Origin of the sequence: Sulfuricurvum sp. (assembly GCF_022759005.1) — a bacterium.
GTDB lineage: Bacteria > Campylobacterota > Campylobacteria > Campylobacterales > Sulfurimonadaceae > Sulfuricurvum.
Window position 1 is genome coordinate 1 of sequence record NZ_JAEMQA010000048.1, and the last position, 19,300, is coordinate 19,300.

Sequence of the window (19,300 nt, forward strand, 5' to 3'; positions counted from 1 at the left end):
AGGGGAAAATTGTCGAAACGGGGGACAAAGAGTCGTTTCGCAACTCATCCAATGCCGTTGTCCAACAGTTTATCCACGCCCGATCCGAGGGGCCGATAGCGTTTCATTAATTTTCTCATTTCCGACTCTGAAAAAGTGAAGATTGAATACATGATATATTGCTCAATTACTCACTTATCGGGTAGTTTGGTAGGTATTTATGATAAGTAGGGAATTATTTTTTATTTAATAATGAAAGACGCTTATTGGTAAATACACATATTACGCCCGAGTTGTTATACATGATTTCGTGATTGAAATCGCAGTATGCGGCTGCTACATTGAGTGGTAGTTGTTCGTTACCCCATGATTGTGGGCTAAACATAGCTAATTCCCCTTCTTTACACTGTTTTGCTTGTTCATCATTTGAATAAATACAAAGTTTTGACTGATCTACTTCTGCTTTTTGACTACATCCTGTAAATATTACAAGAGATAGAAAAAAAGAAGATACATATAGTGACGTTTTCATGGAGGTTCCAATTTAAATTTAAGTTATAAGCTACAATATACTAGCTAAAATAACTGAATATAATTTAAAACGATAAACAGATATAGGTGTCAGGTGATAACTATAACTAATTCATAATGTCATTCGAGTCAGGTTGTTTTTTTAAAGGAATTGAGCATCGAGGGGGGCAAGGGGTAAAACCCTTTGGCTACGTCAGGATCACCTGAGCATAGGTGCAAAAATGCACATAAGCAGTAATGCTAATACAAGCTTATCCATAAATAACCCCCTTCACATACGGTTTTTGGAGGACAAAAAAAAAGCGGAGGTTTCGAACCCTCCGCCTCATTGTCGCTCCATTAACCGTATGGAAAGTTTTGTATTAGCGATAAAAGTATACCACAAAAAATAAATAAAAACGTGGATAAGCTGAATAACGATGAAAGGGATAAGAGCGAATCAACGCCCCCCAAACTTCTTTGTCCACCACTCTTGAGGGGTCATAGTCTTTTCTTTGAGATGATCCTCATCAAAATTAAACTCATATTTTGCGCAATATTCAAGCAAGATGGCATACGCTTCATTGATTTGGGTGCTCATAGCGTGAGCCGTAGCTATATCATCAGGGTGTTTGTCGGGATGCCATTGCTGCATCATTGTTTTGTAGCGGGTTTTGATATCGGAGAGGGTAGCTTTATCGCTCAGACCAAGGAGTGTTTTGGCCTTGATGAGCGTGTCAAAAGAGAGCATGGAAAGAGAGGTTAGTCTCTTTGTTGACGCATAAACGTCGGAACGTCTAAGAAATCTTCGGTATAGTCACCGTTGGCAACCATTGCCGGGCGAACGACAACACGAGGCTTAGCAACGGTTGCGGCCGCAGCGATTGCCTCTTTGTTTTCAAATTCGCTGTTATTGATCCCTTGAGATGCTTTTTTCTCAAAACCGGTTGCAATAAGGGTAATACGGATAAAATCTTTCGGTAGTGATTCATCGGTTGTTGTTCCGAAGATAACGTCCGCAGACTCATCCACACTGTTATGAACCACATCCATTGCAGCAGAGAGTTCCATGAACGGAAACTCAGGATGCATACTGAAGTGTACCAATACACCGAGTGCACCGTTTACTGACATGTTATCAAGAAGCGGAGATTCGATGGCATTTTTGATCGCTTCGTATGCTGCATTTTCCCCTTTGTATTCGCCCACACCCATGAGAGCCAAACCGCGATGGCTCATAACGGTTTGCAAGTCGGCAAAGTCAAGGTTGATGTCATTGTCACCGCTGGCAAGGATAACACCCGATGTTCCGCTAACGGCGCGAGCAAGTACGCTGTCAACGATTTTAAAGCTCTCTTTGATACCGAGTTTCGGATCAATGATAGAGAGAAGTTTGTCATTCGGGATAACAACGATACAATCAGATTCATTTTTCAATTCTTGAAGACCGTCTTCTGCCAATTTGAGACGTTTTTTACCTTCAAACGAGAATGGTTTTGTAACTACTGCGATAGTCAAAGCACCCACTTCTTTGGCACATTTTGCGATGATTGGGGCCGCACCCGTACCGGTTCCGCCGCCAAGGCCGGCTGCTACGAAAACAATATCCGCACCGCTGAGTACGCGTGCCAAATCTTCATAGCTCTCCAAAGCAGACTCTTTTCCGATCTCCGGTTTCATCCCCGCACCCAAACCTTTGGTGAGTTTAGCACCGAGTTGGACTTTTGTTGCGGCTGCCCCTTGCTCCAAGACTTGCGCATCGGTATTAGCAATAATAAGTTCGATTCCAGGGATTTGCTCTTTGAGCATATATCCGATCATGTTACCGCCGCCACCGCCGACACCGACTGCTACGATACGCGCTCCCGTGAGAGTTGTTGATTCTTTGATTGAAAATGGTTCCATGCTTGCTCCTTGACGTGATTAAAATAGTTGTGTTGCCCAATTCCAAAACTTGGAAATTGGGTTTGGTTGATCGCTCTGTACTGGCTTATTGGAGCCAATATTGACCATTTTGGTTGTTTCGGCAATTTTCTCTTCCTTAGCCGGCGGAGGTGTCGCCGCCGGTGTAGGAGTAGAAGATGCCGGTGTTGTAATAGAATCATAGGCTGATGGAATCTCTTCCGTTACAGGCGTAGCAAAAGAATGGGTGCCATTCTCTTCACCGGCATGTCTCATTCGGCGGTTTACGTCGATTTCATATGTGGTGTAACCGTCTGCAAGATATTTGATGAGTCCGACAGCTCCGGAATACGATGGGTCTCTGAGCGTATCAAAAAGTCCCCCAACATCAGTCGGTTTGGCAAGGCGTACAGGCATATTGTCCAAGATAGCGACTGCCAATTCCCGTAGCCCTTCGATTTTAGTAAAACCGCCGGTGAGAACGACGCCGGCACCCATATGTTCTTTGAGACCGCTTTTTTCAATGGATTGGGCGATAATCATCAGTGTTTCTTCGACACGGGCATAGATGACGTTGTGGACTACTTCCAATGATACTTCGTGGCTTGATGTCTCATCGCCAATTACCGGCAGTTCGATCAAATCATTGCTCGGTGCATATAGCGAACCGTAGTTGATTTTGACGTTATCGGCCGTATGGAGTGGAGTGTGCAATGCCATAGAGAGATCGTTCGTAATGTGATTCGAACCGACTCCCAAAAAGTCGTTATAACGGATAGCGTGCCCTGAGTGGATAACGATGTTACTCGTATTGCCACCCATATCGACGACGGCTGCTCCGAGTTCTTTTTCATCGGCATTGAGAACTGCGATCGCAGAAGCGTAACCGCTGAGGACAACGCTCTCCACTTCGACACCGGCTGCTTTGACCGCTTTGCGAAGATTGTTCAGATTGCTTTTTTGGGTTGTGATGATGTGGGTTTCAACTTCGAGTCGAGACGCATTCATCCCAAGCGGATCTTCGATGAAATCTTGATCGTCGACTTTGAAGTTATACGGCAATGCGTGTAGAACTTCAAATTCGTTAGGAATGTTAGCATTGTAGAGGGATGTATGCATAACACGTTGAATCTCATTGAGGGTGATCTCTTTGTTCGGAATATTCACGATACCGCTGGAGTTGAGGCTTTTCGTATAAGCCCCCGAGATACTGACGATAGCGCTGCGAAGTTCGGTTCCGGCTACCCGCTTGGCATCATTGAGTGCACTTTTGATTGACTTTGAGGCAAGTTCGATGTTGGTGATACTCCCTTTGCGAAGCCCCTGTGCTTTTGAGATGCCGGCTCCGATTATCGTAGCATTGTTGTCATCGTCAATTTCAGCGATGAGCGCACAAACTTTTGTCGAGCCGATATCAATGGCTAAAACGGTTCGTTTCAAATCAAATCCCCTCTACATAGATTTCAACCGGATATTTGCTTTCAAGCGTTTTGAGTAAAGCTTGATCTAACAAATTCCCTTTGAACTTAAGTACGGCATTTCCATCCGCTAATGTTTTGTCTTGAAGCAACTTTTGTTCCAAAACGTTATACATAATAACATTTCCGCTTTCTAAGGTGATAAAACCTTGTTTTTGTTTGGAAGCAAACAGCTTTGTTAAAAATTCTGATCCCTCAGGTGTACTCAAACCGCCTATTTTGTCACTCTCTTTACGGGTGATAAAATCGGTTGTGCTGCCACTGAATGTCTTATAACTGTTTTGCGCGAGCTCTTGAAGTTTGGATTTTTTCGCTGTGTTCATATACATAGCAATAACATCCGTTTTGGCTTCATCAAATGTTTTTGCGCGGGCAGGATTCATTTTGTCTAATTTGACGATGATATAGTCATTCCCTACTTTGCGCGGCTTGAGAAACGGTTTTTGATCGTTGAGAGACATGATCTCTTTGGTCAGTTCCGGATCAAAAGTCGAAGATTCTGTACTTACAGTCGCTTTTTGTGGTATTACACCGGCTTTGAGTGCACCTTTTTTGTAATCGATATAAAGACGCAGAGCCTCTTTTTCAGTTGCTTTATCGTTGAGAGCGGCAATGATTGAAGATTTTGCTTCATCGGATGTCAATAGTTTGCCATCTGGACCTTTGAGCAGTTGTCGGTTCATATCGTAGTATTCATTGATCTCTTTGTCACTTGGGGTTACAGTAATAGGTTTTTGGGTGACGTAACTCACTTCACAGCTTGGAGACGTTTTAAACTCTTTTTGATTTTTCCCCCAAAGTGCTTTGAGTTCCGCTTCGCTCGGTGATAGGGTAATCATGCTCGGCGTCAAAATTTTATAACTGATTTTATCGGCTACACCAAGTGCGTTTGCGAATGCATTGCTTTCAATAGTGTTTACCCCCGATGATAGAAGATAAAGGGTTTTTTGGATTAAGAGATCTTTTTTCATCGACTCTTCATACTCTTTGATGCTCAAGTGGTTTTGTTTCAAAGTTTCCGCGTATACCGTCTTGTCAAATGTTCCGTCTTTGGCGAAAACGCTTTGTGACTTGATAACATTCCACAACTCATCGTCCGTTACGATCAATCCGTAGCTTTTGGCAAGGTTCAGAACCAAAGCTTGATTTACGAGTTGGCGGAGCGCTTGGCGTTGGAGACCGAATTGTTGTGCCTGTTTCTCATCCAACTTCCCTTGAAATAGCTGATTGTATTGGTTAAAAAGGGTCGTATAGCTTTTTTGAAGTTCGGCAGAAGTGATCGAAATATCACCGACTTTCGCAACCGCTCCCGCTTTATCCCCGTAACTGTATTGTCCCCATCCCACGAATCCAGCTCCGATAAAAGCGATAGTGGAGATCCAAATGGTAATCACCAAGTATTTGCGATGGCGCTGCATCCAAGTAATCATATTAAACGATCCTATTGTAAAATTCAGATATTCTATTCACTTTACCATTAAACTTGGATGAAAATGGAAGAGAGCTAACAAATGTTAGCATAAAAATGTAGTTTTAGGGGTTTTTTTTAATGAATAATGTTGAAATATCGTCACGGGATTTAAATGTTCTATGGCATCCGTGCACTCAGATGAAAGATCATGAAACTATCCCGTTGACCCCTGTTTCAAAAGCTTACGGCGTCTATCTGGAAGATTTCGAAGGAGATACGTTCATTGACGCGATCAGCAGTTGGTGGGTCAATTTGTTCGGTCATTGCAACCCTTATATCAACCAAAAAATTAAAGAGCAGTTAGAAACTCTTGAACACGTGATATTGGCAGGATTTACCCATGAGGGAATTGTGCGGCTCTCCGAGCGGCTGGTGGCACTCTCTCCTGAGGGACTAACGCGTTGTTTTTATGCCGACAACGGCTCAAGTGCGATTGAGGTGGCTCTCAAAATGTCATATCATTCCCACAAAAATCAAGGCAAAGAGAAAGGACTTTTTGTTTCGCTCAGCGAGAGTTATCATGGTGAGACGCTGGGGGCATTATCCGTCGGAGACGTCGCTTTGTACAAAGAGACGTATGAACCCCTTTTGATCCGATCGATTCAAACCCCTTCACCGATAAATCAAAGCGTAGAAGCCGCTTTGGACGCGGCAAAATCATTTGAGAGTCTCCTACAAGAAAAAGGCGATGAGATAGCGGCATTGATTGTTGAGCCGCTGGTTCAGGGGGCAGGGGGGATGCGGATGTATCATCCGATTTTTTTGAGCGAAGCCAAACGATTGTGCGAAGAATACGGTGTCCATTTTATCGCCGATGAAATCTTGGTCGGGTTTGGGCGGACAGGAAGTATGTTTGCGTGTGAACAAGCAGGTATAACGCCCGATTTTTTAGTTCTTTCAAAAGGACTTACCGGTGGCTATTTGCCGCTATCTGTAGTACTAACGAATGAAAGTGTTTACGGCTCGTTTTATTGTGACTACAATCCGATTCGCTCATTTTTGCACTCACACAGTTATACTGGGAACGCATTGGCGTGTGCGGCTGCAAATGCAACGCTTGATATTTTCGAATCGGAAAATGTGATTGAGAATAACCGCAAAACGATAGCTCTTATTGCTGAAGAACTAAAACGTTTTGAGCCGTTTCCTAACGTCAAGGAAGTGCGTCAATGCGGGATGATTGCGGCAATAGAGTTGCAGGGGTATGACCCGCATGAGCGGGTCGGGGTGAAGATTCATCAATTGTGTTTGACACAAGGGGTTCTAATACGTCCGTTAGGGAGTGTTGTATATGTAATGACCCCTTATGTGATTACTCCGGATGAATTGCGAAAAGTGTTTGACGCGATTGAGTTTTCTTTGCAACGCATTTAAAGGTGTTATTAGTGCGCTTAGGTTATGATAAGGGTCATTAAAACCAAAGGCCGCTTGTGCAAGAGATCCCTCATATCCCTGTACTCTATCGAGAAGTGCTCGAAGCATTTGCCCCTTGCAAAGACGGAGTGATTGTTGATTGTACAATGGGATATGGCGGGCACTCTTCGCTGTTGTTGGAAAACAATCCCTCGCTGTCGTTGGTCGGAATCGATCAAGATCCTACCGCAATCGCCTTTTCAAGCAAACGTTTAGAACCATTTGGGGAGCGTGTCGAGATTTGTCAAGGACGTTTTTCAGACGTTGCCTCCGTACTGCTTTCTGAGAAAGGTGATAAAATTTGCGGTATTTTGGCCGATATAGGGGTGTCATCGCTGCAACTTGATCAGCGTGAGAGAGGGTTTTCGTATGAAAGCGACACTCTCGATATGCGGATGAATCCGAATGCGGTGCTCAGTGCACGTGAGGTGGTCAATGAGTACTCACAGAGCGCTTTAGAGACAATTTTGCGTGAATACGGCGAAGTAAGCAACGCTCGCCGCGTTGCGGAAACCATTGTTCAGCGCCGTCCGTTTGGTTCGGCCAAGGAGCTTTCGAACGCGATTTTTCATCTGATGCCGAAGGGAAAAAAAATTCACCCTTCGACGTTGGTGATGCAGGCGATTCGGATCGAAGTGAATGATGAGTTGGGTGAGTTGACACGTCTTTTGGATGCGATTGAGAACTCCTCTGTCAAAAAACTTCGAGTGGCCATTATCACGTTTCACTCACTCGAAGACCGGATTGTCAAAAACCGTTTTTCGAAGTGGTCAAAAAACTGCATTTGTCCCGATGATGCGATGCGCTGTACGTGCGGAAACAATCACGCGATCGGCAAAACTATTACCAAAAAACCGCTGAGTGCTCAAGAGGATGAGTTACGAGAAAACTCTCGAAGCCGAAGCGCCAAACTAAGAATATTTGAGATACGAAGAGATTGATACCTTATGAGCGATAAACTCGATATATTAGAAGAGACACAACATATCATCAGCCCTGATGATTCAATGGGGCCTCTTTTTTTACGGAATGTATTTATCGGTATTTTTTTGGTGCTGGTCGTGGTTTTCCCAAAAATCTTTATCAATACTCAAATTTATTTTAAAAGTCGGGAAATTTCGACGTTAAGCCATGAACACGACTCTTTGCTGGAAGAGAATCGATTGATTCGCGCTAAAGTTGAATCACTCAAATATAAAAATCAGGTTTTGGATACTCTCTTTTAAATCGGCTCTCATCTACAGTTTTGTTTTCTTCTTCCAATCAACTAAGAATAGTGGTGGTATAATCTCCGACTTAAATTGATCCTGTGCAGCAGCATAGAGATTAAAATTTTCACAAACGAGTGGATGTGAGCCGTTTATTTATCTTTTTGCTCATAGGAACTTTTGCGATTGCGCAAGCGGCTGCATGGAGAGAATCAAAAAGTTTTATCCTCAAGAAAGATGAATTGGCTAAAATTCTGGTCAAAAGTGAAGGACAAGAACGTCTTTTGAATTTTCGTTGGACATTGTATACCGACAAAGCGTTGGTTGTGCACGAAAGTTTTGATCGGATTGTGGGACAGCATATTTTGTATGTCGGGCATACGAATCAGAGTTTTCGAAAAGTTCTTTTGAGTTCAGAGAAAACGTCGAGAGATGTCCCGTATGTAATAGTCGTATTTAAAAAATTTGATGACGGCAACAAAACCGCGCAGATGGATCTTTTTTTGATTGACAAAGAGAGCCGGATTGTGTTGGATTATTTAACGAATAAGTGATGATTAGGTATGTTGGAAACTGTAGAAACCCTTATTGCTAAGTTGATTGATGAGGTTGATTATCCCCCTGCGGCGCATTTGTTCCAAAAACTCTCCGGCGGTAAACGACTCCGTGCACGCTTGATCCTCACTATTGCCCCTGAATCTGCTCAAGCTCCGTTGCTTGGAGCGATTGTCGAACTTATCCATGCGGCGAGTTTGCTTCATGATGATGTTATCGATGAAGCGCAGTTGCGTCGCGGTGTCCCTTCCGTCAATGCCACCGAAGGCTCAAAAACCGCAATCATGCTCGGAGATATTCTCTACTCCAAAGCGTTTAGTGAGCTTACCTCTTTTGACCCTCGTATCGCCCGCTCCGTCGCCGAATCGGTAACACGCCTCTCGGTCGGAGAGATGATGGACGTAGGGATGGCGGAGAATTTCAATACCGACCGTGATTTGTACCTCAAAATGCTCTATCTCAAAACGGCAACTTTGATCGAAGCGTGTGCTTACAGTGCCGCAATTTTGGCGGGAAAAGATGCTGAGGCATATTCCGTATACGGTAAAAACTTAGGGTTGGCATTTCAGATCGTAGATGACATTCTCGACATCACCGCCGATGAAGCGACATTGGGGAAACCCTCGCTCAACGATTTCTCGGAGGGAAAAGTGACGTTGCCGTATATTGATTTATACAACAGCCTCGATGAGAGTGAAAAAGGCCGCTTGATCGCCAATCATGCGAAAGTATTGGACGATGTTGAAAAAGTATGGATCCGATCTAAAATGGACGCATTCGGAACGATTGAACAATCGTATACGTACGCGAGAATGTTATGCGATGAAGCGATCGGTGCAATTGGTGATGACGTCGCATTGCGTGCCATTATTGAATCCGTGATCAAAAGAAGTTATTGATGCACTATCTAATCGTTAGTTTTTCACACAAAAACTCGACGTTGGCAATACGCGAGAAGCTTGCATTTGTGGACGAGGCGGCGCAGCTCAATGCGATGAAACATTTAAATGCTTCTCCATATATCAGCGAATCGATGATCCTCTCTACGTGTAACCGTGTCGAAGTTTTTTGCAGTTGCAGTGATACGGAATCGGCGAAAGAAGAGCTGTTTTTCCTGTTGACAAGACACTCAGGGCTGAGTCATACGGAACTCTATTCCCGTGCCGATATTTTCGACGATGAGGGGGGAATACACCACCTTTTTAGTGTGGCGAGTTCGCTCGATTCGATGGTTGTCGGAGAGACGCAGATTTCGGGTCAACTCAAAGATGCATTTAAACTCTCCCAAGAGAATGGCTATTCGGCCCAAAAAATCGCCTGGGCAATGAATTATGCTCTTAAGTGTGCCGCCGAAGTGCGTAACGCAACCAATATCTCTTCCAAGCCGGTATCGGTTGCCAGTGTCGCTATCGCGAAAGTGAAAGAGTCTATCGGAGATGTGCGCGGCAAAAAAGCACTGGTGATCGGTTCAGGAGAGATGTCGGTGATAACCTGCAAACATCTCAGCGCACAGGGGGTCGATATCACGATCATGAATCGGACGTTCGAGAAAGCCGAAGCGATTGCCCAAGAGTGTAATGCGCGAGTTCGCTCTTTTGAAGAGCTTGCCTACGCCATTAATGAAAATGAGCTACTTTTTACCGCGACAGGATCACTCACTCCGATAATCACGGATGAGATGATTAAATCGACGACGTATGATCGGTATTGGTTTGATATGGCGGTTCCAAGAGACATCGAATGCGATGCCTCATTGTGGTCGATCAAGCTCTTTCATGTCGATGATCTAAAATCGATTGTATCGGAGAATATCGCATTGAGAGAAGACGAAGCGAAACTCTCGTATGTCATTATCCGCCACCATGTGACTCTCTTTTTTGAATGGCTTAAAACCCTTTCGGTTGAGCCGTTGATCAAAAATATCTACCTTAGAGCCAATGAAGCCTCACGCCAAGAATCGAAGCGAGTTATTGAGAACGGCTATATCCCCAAAGAGTATGAAGCCGCCCTCCAAAAAGCGACCCTCCAAACTCTTAAGCGGTTTTTGCACCCGTTTGCCGAGCGGATGCGTGATGGTTCTGATCCGATGCGGATCGATACTCTGATCGAAGCGATGAGTTTTTTGATGGATGAAGAAGATGGGTCTGACCTCTCCCAAAAATCATGTAACTATTACCCCAAAGGAAAATAATGCGTTTTAGTAAAGCCTATATCCCAACAACCAAAGAAGCACCGAAAGATGCACAGCTCCCGAGCCATATCTATCTTTCGCGCGCCGGATTTGTGAGTCAAGTCGCTGCCGGTCTGTACAACTTTTTACCGCTTGGTAAACGGGTATTGCGTAAAATCGAAAATATTATCAACGAAGAGATGGAAAATAGCGGTGCGCAAGAGGTCGATTTGAGTTTCGTTACCCCTGCGGAGTTGTGGGAAGAGAGCGGGCGTATCGAAAAATTCGGTAAAGAGCTACTCCGTTTCCGTGACCGTAAAGAGAACCTCTTTGTTCTTGGACCGACTCATGAGGAGATGATGGTCAATATCGTTCGAAATCGTGTAACAAGTTACAAACAGCTCCCGCTCAATCTCTATCAGATCAAAACCAAATTTCGTGACGAAGCACGTCCGAGATTCGGTCTTATGCGCGGACGCGAGTTTGTGATGAAAGACGGTTACAGCTTTCACTCGACTGCCGAAGATTTGGACCGTGAATTTGATGCGATGGAAGCGGCGTACAAACGTATTTTGGAGCGTTTGGGATTAGAGTTTCGTATCGTTGAAGCCGATAGCGGTGCCATTGGCGGTACGGGTTCTAAGGAGTTGATGGTTTTGGCGGGAAGCGGTGAAGACACCCTCGCGGTATGCGATACGTGTGAATACGGAGCCAATGTCGAAGCGGCACGCCGTGCGCCGCGTACCGATATTCCCGAAGCGCCGAGTGCTGATTTTGCCCGTTTTAGAACGCCAAATATCCAATCGATCGAGGATCTGAGCAATTTCTTCCATGTCGATCCGTACTATACCCTTAAAGCGGTAGTTCAACGTGCGGTCTATATCGAGGGAAGCGAATTGGTTTGTTTCTTTGTTCGCGGATGTGACGAACTCCAAGAGGTCAAAGCGCGTAACAGTGTCGGGGCGATCGATTTGGTCGATGCAGCCGAAGCGGAGTTGATCGAAATCGGTCTTATTCCGGGATTTATCGGACCGTTGGATCAGGACAAAATCCGTATCGTAATGGATAATGATACTAAAAATGCCACATCGATGATCTGCGGAGCGAACGAAGCGGATTACCATTTTGTCGGTGTTGATTTAAGTGTTATGAATGAAGCCCATTTTGCCGATCTCGTCAGTGTTCAAGAAGGGGACGGATGTCCACACTGTAACGGTAAAATCCTCCATACAAAAGGGATCGAGGTAGGACACATCTTCAAACTCGGAACGGTCTATTCCGCACCGCTTAAAGCGGAGTTTTTGGATGAAAACGGTCGAAGTCAGCCGTTTATCATGGGAACCTACGGTATGGGTGTCAGCCGTTTGGTTGCTGCCGTCATCGAACAGCACCATGATGACAAAGGGTGTATCTGGACCCCGGCTACCGCTCCGTATTTGGTCAATATCATGGTCTCAAATATTAAAGAAGAGTCTCACATGGCATATGCCGAAGAGCTTTATGCTCAACTTCAAAAACAAGGAGTTGAGGTAATATTGGATGATCGAAAAGAGCGTTTCGGCTTTAAGATGTCCGATGCCGAGCTTATCGGTTTCCCGTATACGGTGATCGTCGGAAAAGAGTTGGATAACGGTTCGGTTCAGATTATGATACGTGCTACCCGTGAAATCATTACGGTGGATGCGTCTGATGTACTCGCGAAAATCGGAGAGCTTCGCGGATGATCTATTTTCTAATCTACCTGTTTATAGAGGTTCTTTTGACCGTCGAGGTTGCCTCTAAAATCGGTGGATTGGCGATGTTTTTGGAGATTATTGCCAGCGCGTTTTTAGGCATTTTTATTTTGATGAATTTTCGACACGCCTTGGCTGAAAATCTCGATGCATTACGGACACGGCAAATCGATATGCAAGGGTTCTCTAATCGTAATATTACAGGGTTACTCGGATCGCTTTTATTGATCGTTCCGGGTATTTTATCTGACCTTATTGGTGTTTTGATGCTTACTTTCCTTTTAGGTACATTGCTCATTAACCATTTTACGAGAAAATACCCTACAGAATACACCACACAAACCCCACAAAAGGATGATTATGTCATTGATGCAGAAATTATCGACGATACTCGCTCTCTCCGCTAGCCTAATGGCCGCTACTGATGCGGAAGTTATTTCGTTTTTGAAAAAAGGGATCGGAGGAAATCCTAATATTTCAAATCTTCAAATCGAGATCAACGGGAAAAAGAATCTCCCCTCTATGAGTGGGTGGCAAGCCTATTTTACGAATATTGACGCTGATGTTAAACAAGGTGCTGAAACGCGTCATATCACTCAAAACGGAATCTATTTCGTTAATGGCAATGTAATTGCTCCCGAATTGATCAATATCAAGACAGGTGAGCGCTATAACGATACCGTAGCTCCCGATTTCAGCAGCTCGTTCTACACCAAGAGTAATCTCATCAGCGGAGAAGCCAATGCTGCAAATAAAGTAGCGATTTTCTCTGATCCGCTGTGTCCGTTTTGTCGCCGTTATGTTCCTGAAGCTTTAGCCTATATGGCAAAATACCCTAAAACGTTTGCCGTCTATTATTACCACTATCCTCTCGCGGGTCTCCATCCTGCGGCAGTAACATTGACCAAAGCGGCCATTGCTGCTGAACAAAACGGATTGGATAATGCCGTATTGGGACTGTATAAAGTAGATATCAATGCGAGTGAGCGGGATGAGCAAAAAATCCTGAATGCGTTTAACAAAACGTTCGGAACCAAGATTGACAAAGATGATATTCGCCGCTCATCGGTCATCAAACAGTTCGAATTTGACCAAAAAGTGGCAAGTTCGATGATGGTTGCCGGAACGCCGACTGTATTCTTTAATGGGCAAAAAGACCCTTCAAAAAATAAATACAAAGAGATCAAGGTTAAGTAATTTATGAAAAAACTCACCATCGCAACACGCGGAAGCAAACTCGCCCTTTGGCAATCCAACCATATTAAATCGGTCATTGAATCAAATTTCACCGATGTTGAGGTTGAACTCAAAATCATTATTACATCTGGTGATAAAATTTTGGACGTTCCGTTGGCAAAAATCGGTGGGAAAGGGTTGTTTCTCAAAGAGATTGAGGAATCGATGCTTCGCGGTGAAGCGCAGATGGCGGTCCATTCTCTCAAAGATGTTCCGACAGTCATGCCCGAGGGGCTTTTACTCTCAGCGATTACGCTGCGTGAAGATGTCCGTGATGCGATGTTGAGTCAGAAATATCCGGATATACACTCTCTTCCTCAAGGGGCTGTGGTGGGAACGTCGTCACTCCGCCGCCGTATGCAGCTTATCAAAGAACGCCCTGATCTGGTTATTAAAGATTTGCGTGGTAACGTCGACACCCGTATCCGAAAACTCAAAGAGGGGGAATTTGACGCGATTATCCTCGCTGCAGCCGGAATTAACCGTTTGGGTTTCCGTGATTTGGTAGAGTATTTTTATCCGATCTCTTTGGATGAGATGCTTCCGGCAATGGGACAAGGTGCATTAGGGATTGAAACCGTTAATGATCCGTGGGTATTAGAGATCGCCAAATTTTTAGAAGATGAAAATAGCCGTATCGAAACATCGATCGAACGAGGATTTGTCGATACGCTGCAAGGGGGATGTCAGGTCCCGATCGGCGTAAGTGCTCGTGTTCAGAGTGATGATACTGTGGTCGTCCGCTCAATCCTCGGGATGCCGGATGGTTCTGAGGTGATGGGAGAAGAGGTTGTGGTTTCTAAAGACCAAACTGAGGGTGTCGGTGAAGCGATGGCGCAGCGGTTGATCGAAAGAGGGGCATTGGAATTGTTGCAACGTGCCGAAGCTATGGCAAATAAAGGTTAAGCTGTGACGCTGAAAAAAACGATTGATCTGCTTCAAAGTAACGGGGAACTCCGTGTTATCGATGCCCCTTTGGATATAAAGCTTGAGATCCCCCATTTGGCCTACGCCGAAGTCAAAAAACTTGACGGCGGGAAAGCGCTTTTATTTACGAACCCCGTTGATAAAGAGAGCGGTAAAAAATTTGAAATACCGGTGGTGATGAACCTATTCGGATCGTATCGCCGTACTGAATTGCTATTTGGACGCGACGTTGAGGGGGTGGCAACCGAGATTGAGAAACTCCTTCACATGAAACCGCCGCAAGGGTTCAAAGAGAAAATCGGAATGCTTGGCGATCTGTTTGCCATGAAAGATATTTTCCCGAAAAAACTTCCGAAACGGGGAAGCTGCCAAGAGATCGTGAAACAAGGCGATGAGGTTAATCTCTACGATTTGCCGATTCTTACAACATGGGAAGAGGACGGCGGACCGTTTATTACGATGGGACAAGTCTATACCCAAAGTCTCAACGGTGAAGTGGTCAATTTGGGAATGTACCGCCTCCAAGTGTACGATAAGAACCATTTGGGGATGCATTGGCAAATCCACAAAGATTCGTCTCACTTTTTTGACCAGTATCAGCGTGAAGGGAAAAAAATGCCCGTCTCTATCGCCATCGGAGGTGATCCGCTCTATACGTGGTGTGCAACCGCTCCGTTGCCCTATGGAGTGAATGAATTATTGCTGTACGGATTGATCAAAAAAGAGTCACCGAAATTGGTGGAATCATTGACCACGCCGCTCTTCATTCCTGAAGATGTTGATTTCGTTATCGAGGGATGGGTCGATACGGCAAAATTACGTGAAGAGGGACCGTTTGGGGATCATACGGGGTATTACACCCTAAAAGAGTTCTATCCTGAGCTGGAAGTAACTGCCCTTACACACCGTAAAGATCCCTATTATCTCGCAACGGTTGTCGGGAAACCACCGCTTGAAGATAAATATATGGGATGGGCGACAGAGCGTATTTTCTTACCGCTGCTTAAAACCAATGCAGCCGATCTGATCGATTATCATATGCCGGAAAACGGGGTGTTTCATAACCTTATTTTGGCAAAAATGAAACCGTTGTATAAAGGGCATGCCAAACAGTTTATGCATATTTTTTGGGGCTCAGGACAAATGAGTTTCGTCAAACACGCCCTTTTCTTTGGAGAAGATGCACCGAAACTCAATAATTACGAAGCATTGGTAACATATGCTCTCAATCGCTTTTTGCCGAAATGTCTCTTTATTTCCGAGGGGATTACCGATGCACTCGATCACTCCAGTCCCGAGAGTTTGGTCGGCGGAAAATTGGGGATCGATTTTACGGCATCGTATTCGCCGGTAGGACCCGAATCGATTGAGAGCCCGTTATTATTGCAAAAGTTGCAAGCGATTATCCCTGAAATAACGGGAGCAACTCAGTATATGCGTCATACGGCTAACCCGATAACAGCTATCAGCATTCAAAAACACCGCTCACTGAAACCTTTGATGGCTCAGTTGGAATCTCTTGGCCAATATTTACGGGTAGTTGTTTTTGTTGATGAAGCAAAAAATGATATCCATAACCCTTACATGCTTATTTGGCGTATTACCAATAATATGGATGCGGCGCGAGACGTTTATCGCGGTGAGTCGATCGTGGCGATTGACGGAACGACTAAAACGGGTGTTGATGGGTTTGAGCGTGAATGGCCAGGAGACGTTGAATGTACCGTGTCCGTCGTTGAGCGGTTAAAAGCATTGGGTGTTTGGGATTTAGATTCGAAGTTAGAGCAGAAATACCGGCTCTAAGAGCTAAATAACCCTTTATTGGGGAAATAGCGATTAAGCAATTTATTATTATTGCTAATGTAGTATTTATCAATTAGATAGAATAGGAATATAGTTCAATGCGCACTTTTTATGCTACAGTAGTGATAACACTTTTGGCCGGTTCTTGTGCTCTCAATGCCGCAACCTATAAAGGACAGAAAATATATATCGAAACATGCAAAGAGTGTCACGGCGGCGGACAGGCATTGGCCGGTTCAAAAAAGCAGCGCGAGTGGAAAAAGATTATGGATAATAATGGTGAAGTTTTGGCTCAAATCCACTTGAACTCGAAAAAAGCGGAACCGTCTTGGGTTTATTTCAATAATCGTGCGTACACAAAAAATGCGAAACATCTTGAAGACTTTTTAGTCGAATATGCCAAAGACAGCGGTAACGTTCCTGCCTGTAATTAAATAAATCTTCACATCCCTATGGGATGATTTTCTTCTAAACCAAACTTCGTTAAAATACCATATTAGTTCTCAAAAATTTTATTTTTGAAGCTTTGGTGCATAATATTAAAATATTTCGGAGATACCATGGAAAAGATGTGGTCGGGACGTTTCACACAGGACGCGTCAACCTTATTAGAAAAATTTAACGCATCGATCATGTTTGATCAAAAACTCTACCGAGAAGACATCGAAGGCTCAATCGCCCATGCCAAAATGTTGGCACATCAAGGGATTTTGACGTTTGATGAGGCACATTTGATCGAAACGGGTATGGCTCAAGTACTTCAAGAGATTGAAGCGGGTGTGTTTGAGTGGAAAATCGGCGATGAAGATCTCCATATGGCGATCGAAAAACGCTTAACTCAAATCATCGGCGATGCGGGGAAAAAGTTGCATACGGCGCGTAGCCGAAACGATCAGGTTGCCCTCGATTTTCGCCGCTATGTGTTGCGTAAAAATCATGAGATTGCCGATCAAATCAAAGCGCTTATGAAAGTGCTCCTCGATATTTCGCGCGATCATACATCGACCCTGTTACCTGGGATGACCCATTTGCAGCATGCACAACCGATCAACTTTGCTTTCCATTTACTGGCTTACGTTTCGATGTTCAAACGTGATTGCGAACGATTTCAGAGCAGCGCGGCACGCAATAATATCTCTCCGATAGGGTGCGCCGCATTGGCAGGAACACCGCACAATATTAACCGTGAAATGACCGCAAAAAGTTTGGGATTCGATTCGGTCAGTATCAACTGTCTCGATACGGTGAGTGATCGTGACTTCGCGTTGGAAATTTTGTTCAATATTTCGACGTTGATGATGCACATCTCCCGTTTGGCGGAAGAGATTATCCTTTGGTCGAGCTATGAGTTCCGTTTTGTCGAACTTTCCGATGAATACTCAACCGGAAGTTCCATCATGCCGCAAAAGAAAAATCCCGATGTTCCTGAACTTCTTCGCGGTAAAACGGGACGTGTATTCGGTAATCTTATGGGACTGTTGACGGTGATGAAAGGGCTTCCTTTGGCGTATAACAAAGATACGCAAGAGGACAAAGAGGGGGTGTTTGACAGTGTTGAAACCGCTGAAATCTCCCTCGAAATTCTCCGAGAAGCGCTGAAAACGATGACGATCAAACCGCATAACATGGAAAAAGCGTGTAAACTCGGTCACCTCTCCGCGACTGATTTGGCCGATTATCTGGTTGAACATTGCGGCGTACCGTTCCGTGAAGCGCACCACATTACGGGTCGCGCGGTGGCTCGTGCCGAAGTGTTGGGAATCGACCTGAGTGATATTTCCTATGCAGAACTCAAAGCGATTGATGAGCGAATCAAAGAGGATGTTTTGGGCTATTTGGCGATCAAACATTCGATGAATGCACGTATCTCCCAAGGGGGAACGGCAGAGGTACGAACGTTGGAGCAAATCCTCTATTTTGATCATTATCTCAAGGATGTGCAATGAAGATTACCGTTTCCCATCAGGATGCAATGCGCTTTGAAGCGAAAACGGAAAAGAGCAGTTTTATCATTGATTGTCCAAAAATCTCTCCGATCGAGTATTTTTTGAGCGGATTGATTGGATGTACGGCTACTGACATTGTGATGCTTCCTCAAAAAAGCGGCAATACCGTCAAAAATTTGAGCGTTTCGGGAGAAGTGGTACGAAACGAAACCCCTCCGAGAAAATTCAATACATTGCACTTGGAATATTCGTTCGATTCGGATGCGGACGACACCACAGCGGCTCGTTGGGTCATGGCGAGTGTCGAGACCTACTGCTCAACGATCAATACGATTCGCGATACGACAGCAATTACGTATACGATTATTCATAACGGGAGCATTATCCGTGAAAACGAAGAGATGATCAGCGGTGGCGGAAGCAGTGTTGATTTCGGTGCTTTGCAAGGGTGCAACGCGTAAATAAACTCCGTTCGCCCTGAGCTTGTCGAAGGGTGCGTTCATGGTTCGACATACCCAAAAGGCACGTGAGCTCACCACAAACGAAAATCGGTGTTAATTAAAAAAAGTCTTTCGGATCGGCATCCGCAAAATGACCCCATTTGAGCTTCGCTCCGCCGAGGATATGGAAGTGTAGATGTCCTACCTCTTGTCCTCCGTTTTCTCCGATATTGCTGATGATACGATACCCGCTCTCATCGATTCCGCACGCTTTCGCTACCTCTTGCATAAATGTCGCCATTCTCCCCATGGCATCTCCGGGAATATCATTGAAGCTTTGATAATGAGTTTTCGGAATGGCTAAAACGTGTACGGGCGCTTTTGGATTGATGTCGTGAAAGGCATAAAATTCGTCGTTTTCGGCAACAGCATTGGAGGGGATTTCTTTATTGATTATTTTGCAGAAAATGCACATATTAAACCTCTTTTTTTATGCTATTGTAGCACATAGAAGATCGCTTGAAGCTAT

The 19,300-nt window shown here is 44.6% G+C and carries 20 protein-coding genes; 14 read left to right on the forward strand and 6 right to left on the reverse strand.

Annotation, left to right across the window (positions count from 1 at the left end; all coding sequences use genetic code 11):
- Nucleotides 1-214: 214 nt before the first annotated feature.
- The 5 genes from JHC35_RS02820 to JHC35_RS02840 all read right to left on the reverse strand — a co-directional run bounded on the left by JHC35_RS02820 (nt 215) and on the right by JHC35_RS02840 (nt 5,299).
- Entirely contained in the window at nt 215-511 is a 297-nt protein-coding gene (locus tag JHC35_RS02820; protein WP_295041862.1) for a hypothetical protein, read from the reverse strand.
- A gap of 438 nt (nt 512-949) precedes the next feature.
- Complete coding sequence (locus tag JHC35_RS02825) at nt 950-1,240, reverse strand: J domain-containing protein (RefSeq protein ID WP_295041863.1); 291 nt, start codon at nt 1,238-1,240, stop codon at nt 950-952.
- A gap of 11 nt (nt 1,241-1,251) precedes the next feature.
- Nucleotides 1,252-2,394 (reverse strand): cell division protein FtsZ, encoded by a 1,143-nt coding sequence (ftsZ, locus tag JHC35_RS02830; RefSeq protein WP_295041864.1) that lies wholly within the window; start codon nt 2,392-2,394, stop codon nt 1,252-1,254.
- Nucleotides 2,395-2,412: 18 nt separating this feature from the next.
- Nucleotides 2,413-3,831 (reverse strand): cell division protein FtsA, encoded by a 1,419-nt coding sequence (gene ftsA / locus JHC35_RS02835; RefSeq protein WP_295041865.1) that lies wholly within the window; start codon nt 3,829-3,831, stop codon nt 2,413-2,415.
- A gap of 1 nt (nt 3,832) precedes the next feature.
- On the reverse strand, nt 3,833-5,299 hold the full coding sequence (locus tag JHC35_RS02840) for a peptidylprolyl isomerase (RefSeq protein ID WP_295041866.1): 1,467 nt from the start codon (nt 5,297-5,299) through the stop codon (nt 3,833-3,835).
- A 119-nt stretch (nt 5,300-5,418) separates the two neighbouring features.
- On the opposite strand from JHC35_RS02840, the gene JHC35_RS02845 reads away from it, so the two are divergent.
- The 14 genes from JHC35_RS02845 (at nt 5,419) to JHC35_RS02910 (ending at nt 18,792) form a co-directional block, all read left to right on the forward strand.
- Nucleotides 5,419-6,714 (forward strand): adenosylmethionine--8-amino-7-oxononanoate transaminase, encoded by a 1,296-nt coding sequence (locus JHC35_RS02845; protein ID WP_295041867.1) that lies wholly within the window; start codon nt 5,419-5,421, stop codon nt 6,712-6,714.
- A gap of 56 nt (nt 6,715-6,770) precedes the next feature.
- Nucleotides 6,771-7,694 (forward strand): 16S rRNA (cytosine(1402)-N(4))-methyltransferase RsmH, encoded by a 924-nt coding sequence (gene rsmH, locus JHC35_RS02850; RefSeq protein ID WP_295041868.1) that lies wholly within the window; start codon nt 6,771-6,773, stop codon nt 7,692-7,694.
- 6 nt (nt 7,695-7,700) lie between these two features.
- Nucleotides 7,701-7,979 (forward strand): hypothetical protein, encoded by a 279-nt coding sequence (locus JHC35_RS02855; protein ID WP_295041869.1) that lies wholly within the window; start codon nt 7,701-7,703, stop codon nt 7,977-7,979.
- A gap of 125 nt (nt 7,980-8,104) precedes the next feature.
- Nucleotides 8,105-8,515: a hypothetical protein gene (locus JHC35_RS02860; RefSeq protein ID WP_295041870.1), complete on the forward strand. Its 411-nt coding sequence runs from the start codon at nt 8,105-8,107 to the stop codon at nt 8,513-8,515.
- Between the two features lie 9 nt (nt 8,516-8,524).
- Nucleotides 8,525-9,415, forward strand: a complete 891-nt coding sequence (locus JHC35_RS02865) for a polyprenyl synthetase family protein (protein WP_365996478.1) — start codon at nt 8,525-8,527, stop codon at nt 9,413-9,415.
- Entirely contained in the window at nt 9,415-10,707 is a 1,293-nt protein-coding gene (hemA, locus tag JHC35_RS02870; protein WP_295041871.1) for a glutamyl-tRNA reductase, read from the forward strand. Before JHC35_RS02865 ends, hemA begins: the two co-directional genes overlap by 1 nt.
- The gene (locus JHC35_RS02875; protein ID WP_295041872.1) at nt 10,707-12,410 is read left to right on the forward strand and encodes a proline--tRNA ligase; all 1,704 of its coding nucleotides are present in this window, start codon (nt 10,707-10,709) and stop codon (nt 12,408-12,410) included. The genes hemA and JHC35_RS02875 overlap by 1 nt, the downstream gene beginning before the upstream one ends.
- The gene (locus JHC35_RS02880) at nt 12,407-12,826 is read left to right on the forward strand and encodes an FxsA family protein (protein ID WP_295041873.1); all 420 of its coding nucleotides are present in this window, start codon (nt 12,407-12,409) and stop codon (nt 12,824-12,826) included. The genes JHC35_RS02875 and JHC35_RS02880 overlap by 4 nt, the downstream gene beginning before the upstream one ends.
- Nucleotides 12,780-13,616, forward strand: coding sequence for a thioredoxin domain-containing protein (locus tag JHC35_RS02885; protein ID WP_295041874.1), 837 nt, complete (start codon nt 12,780-12,782; stop codon nt 13,614-13,616). The genes JHC35_RS02880 and JHC35_RS02885 overlap by 47 nt, the downstream gene beginning before the upstream one ends.
- Before the next feature lie 3 nt (nt 13,617-13,619).
- On the forward strand, nt 13,620-14,561 hold the full coding sequence (hemC, locus tag JHC35_RS02890) for a hydroxymethylbilane synthase (RefSeq protein WP_295041875.1): 942 nt from the start codon (nt 13,620-13,622) through the stop codon (nt 14,559-14,561).
- 9 nt (nt 14,562-14,570) lie between these two features.
- Complete coding sequence (locus JHC35_RS02895) at nt 14,571-16,385, forward strand: menaquinone biosynthesis decarboxylase (RefSeq protein ID WP_295041888.1); 1,815 nt, start codon at nt 14,571-14,573, stop codon at nt 16,383-16,385.
- A gap of 98 nt (nt 16,386-16,483) precedes the next feature.
- Nucleotides 16,484-16,819: a cytochrome c gene (locus JHC35_RS02900; RefSeq protein WP_295041876.1), complete on the forward strand. Its 336-nt coding sequence runs from the start codon at nt 16,484-16,486 to the stop codon at nt 16,817-16,819.
- A gap of 126 nt (nt 16,820-16,945) precedes the next feature.
- Nucleotides 16,946-18,331 (forward strand): argininosuccinate lyase, encoded by a 1,386-nt coding sequence (gene argH / locus JHC35_RS02905; RefSeq protein WP_295041877.1) that lies wholly within the window; start codon nt 16,946-16,948, stop codon nt 18,329-18,331.
- On the forward strand, nt 18,328-18,792 hold the full coding sequence (locus JHC35_RS02910) for an OsmC family protein (RefSeq protein ID WP_295041878.1): 465 nt from the start codon (nt 18,328-18,330) through the stop codon (nt 18,790-18,792). Before argH ends, JHC35_RS02910 begins: the two co-directional genes overlap by 4 nt.
- Nucleotides 18,793-18,889: 97 nt before the next feature.
- On the opposite strand, the gene JHC35_RS02915 is transcribed toward JHC35_RS02910, so the two are convergent.
- Nucleotides 18,890-19,246 carry a histidine triad nucleotide-binding protein gene (locus tag JHC35_RS02915; RefSeq protein ID WP_295041879.1) on the reverse strand — a complete coding sequence of 119 codons (357 nt, stop codon included), beginning with the start codon at nt 19,244-19,246 and terminating at the stop codon, nt 18,890-18,892.
- Nucleotides 19,247-19,300: the final 54 nt, after the last annotated feature.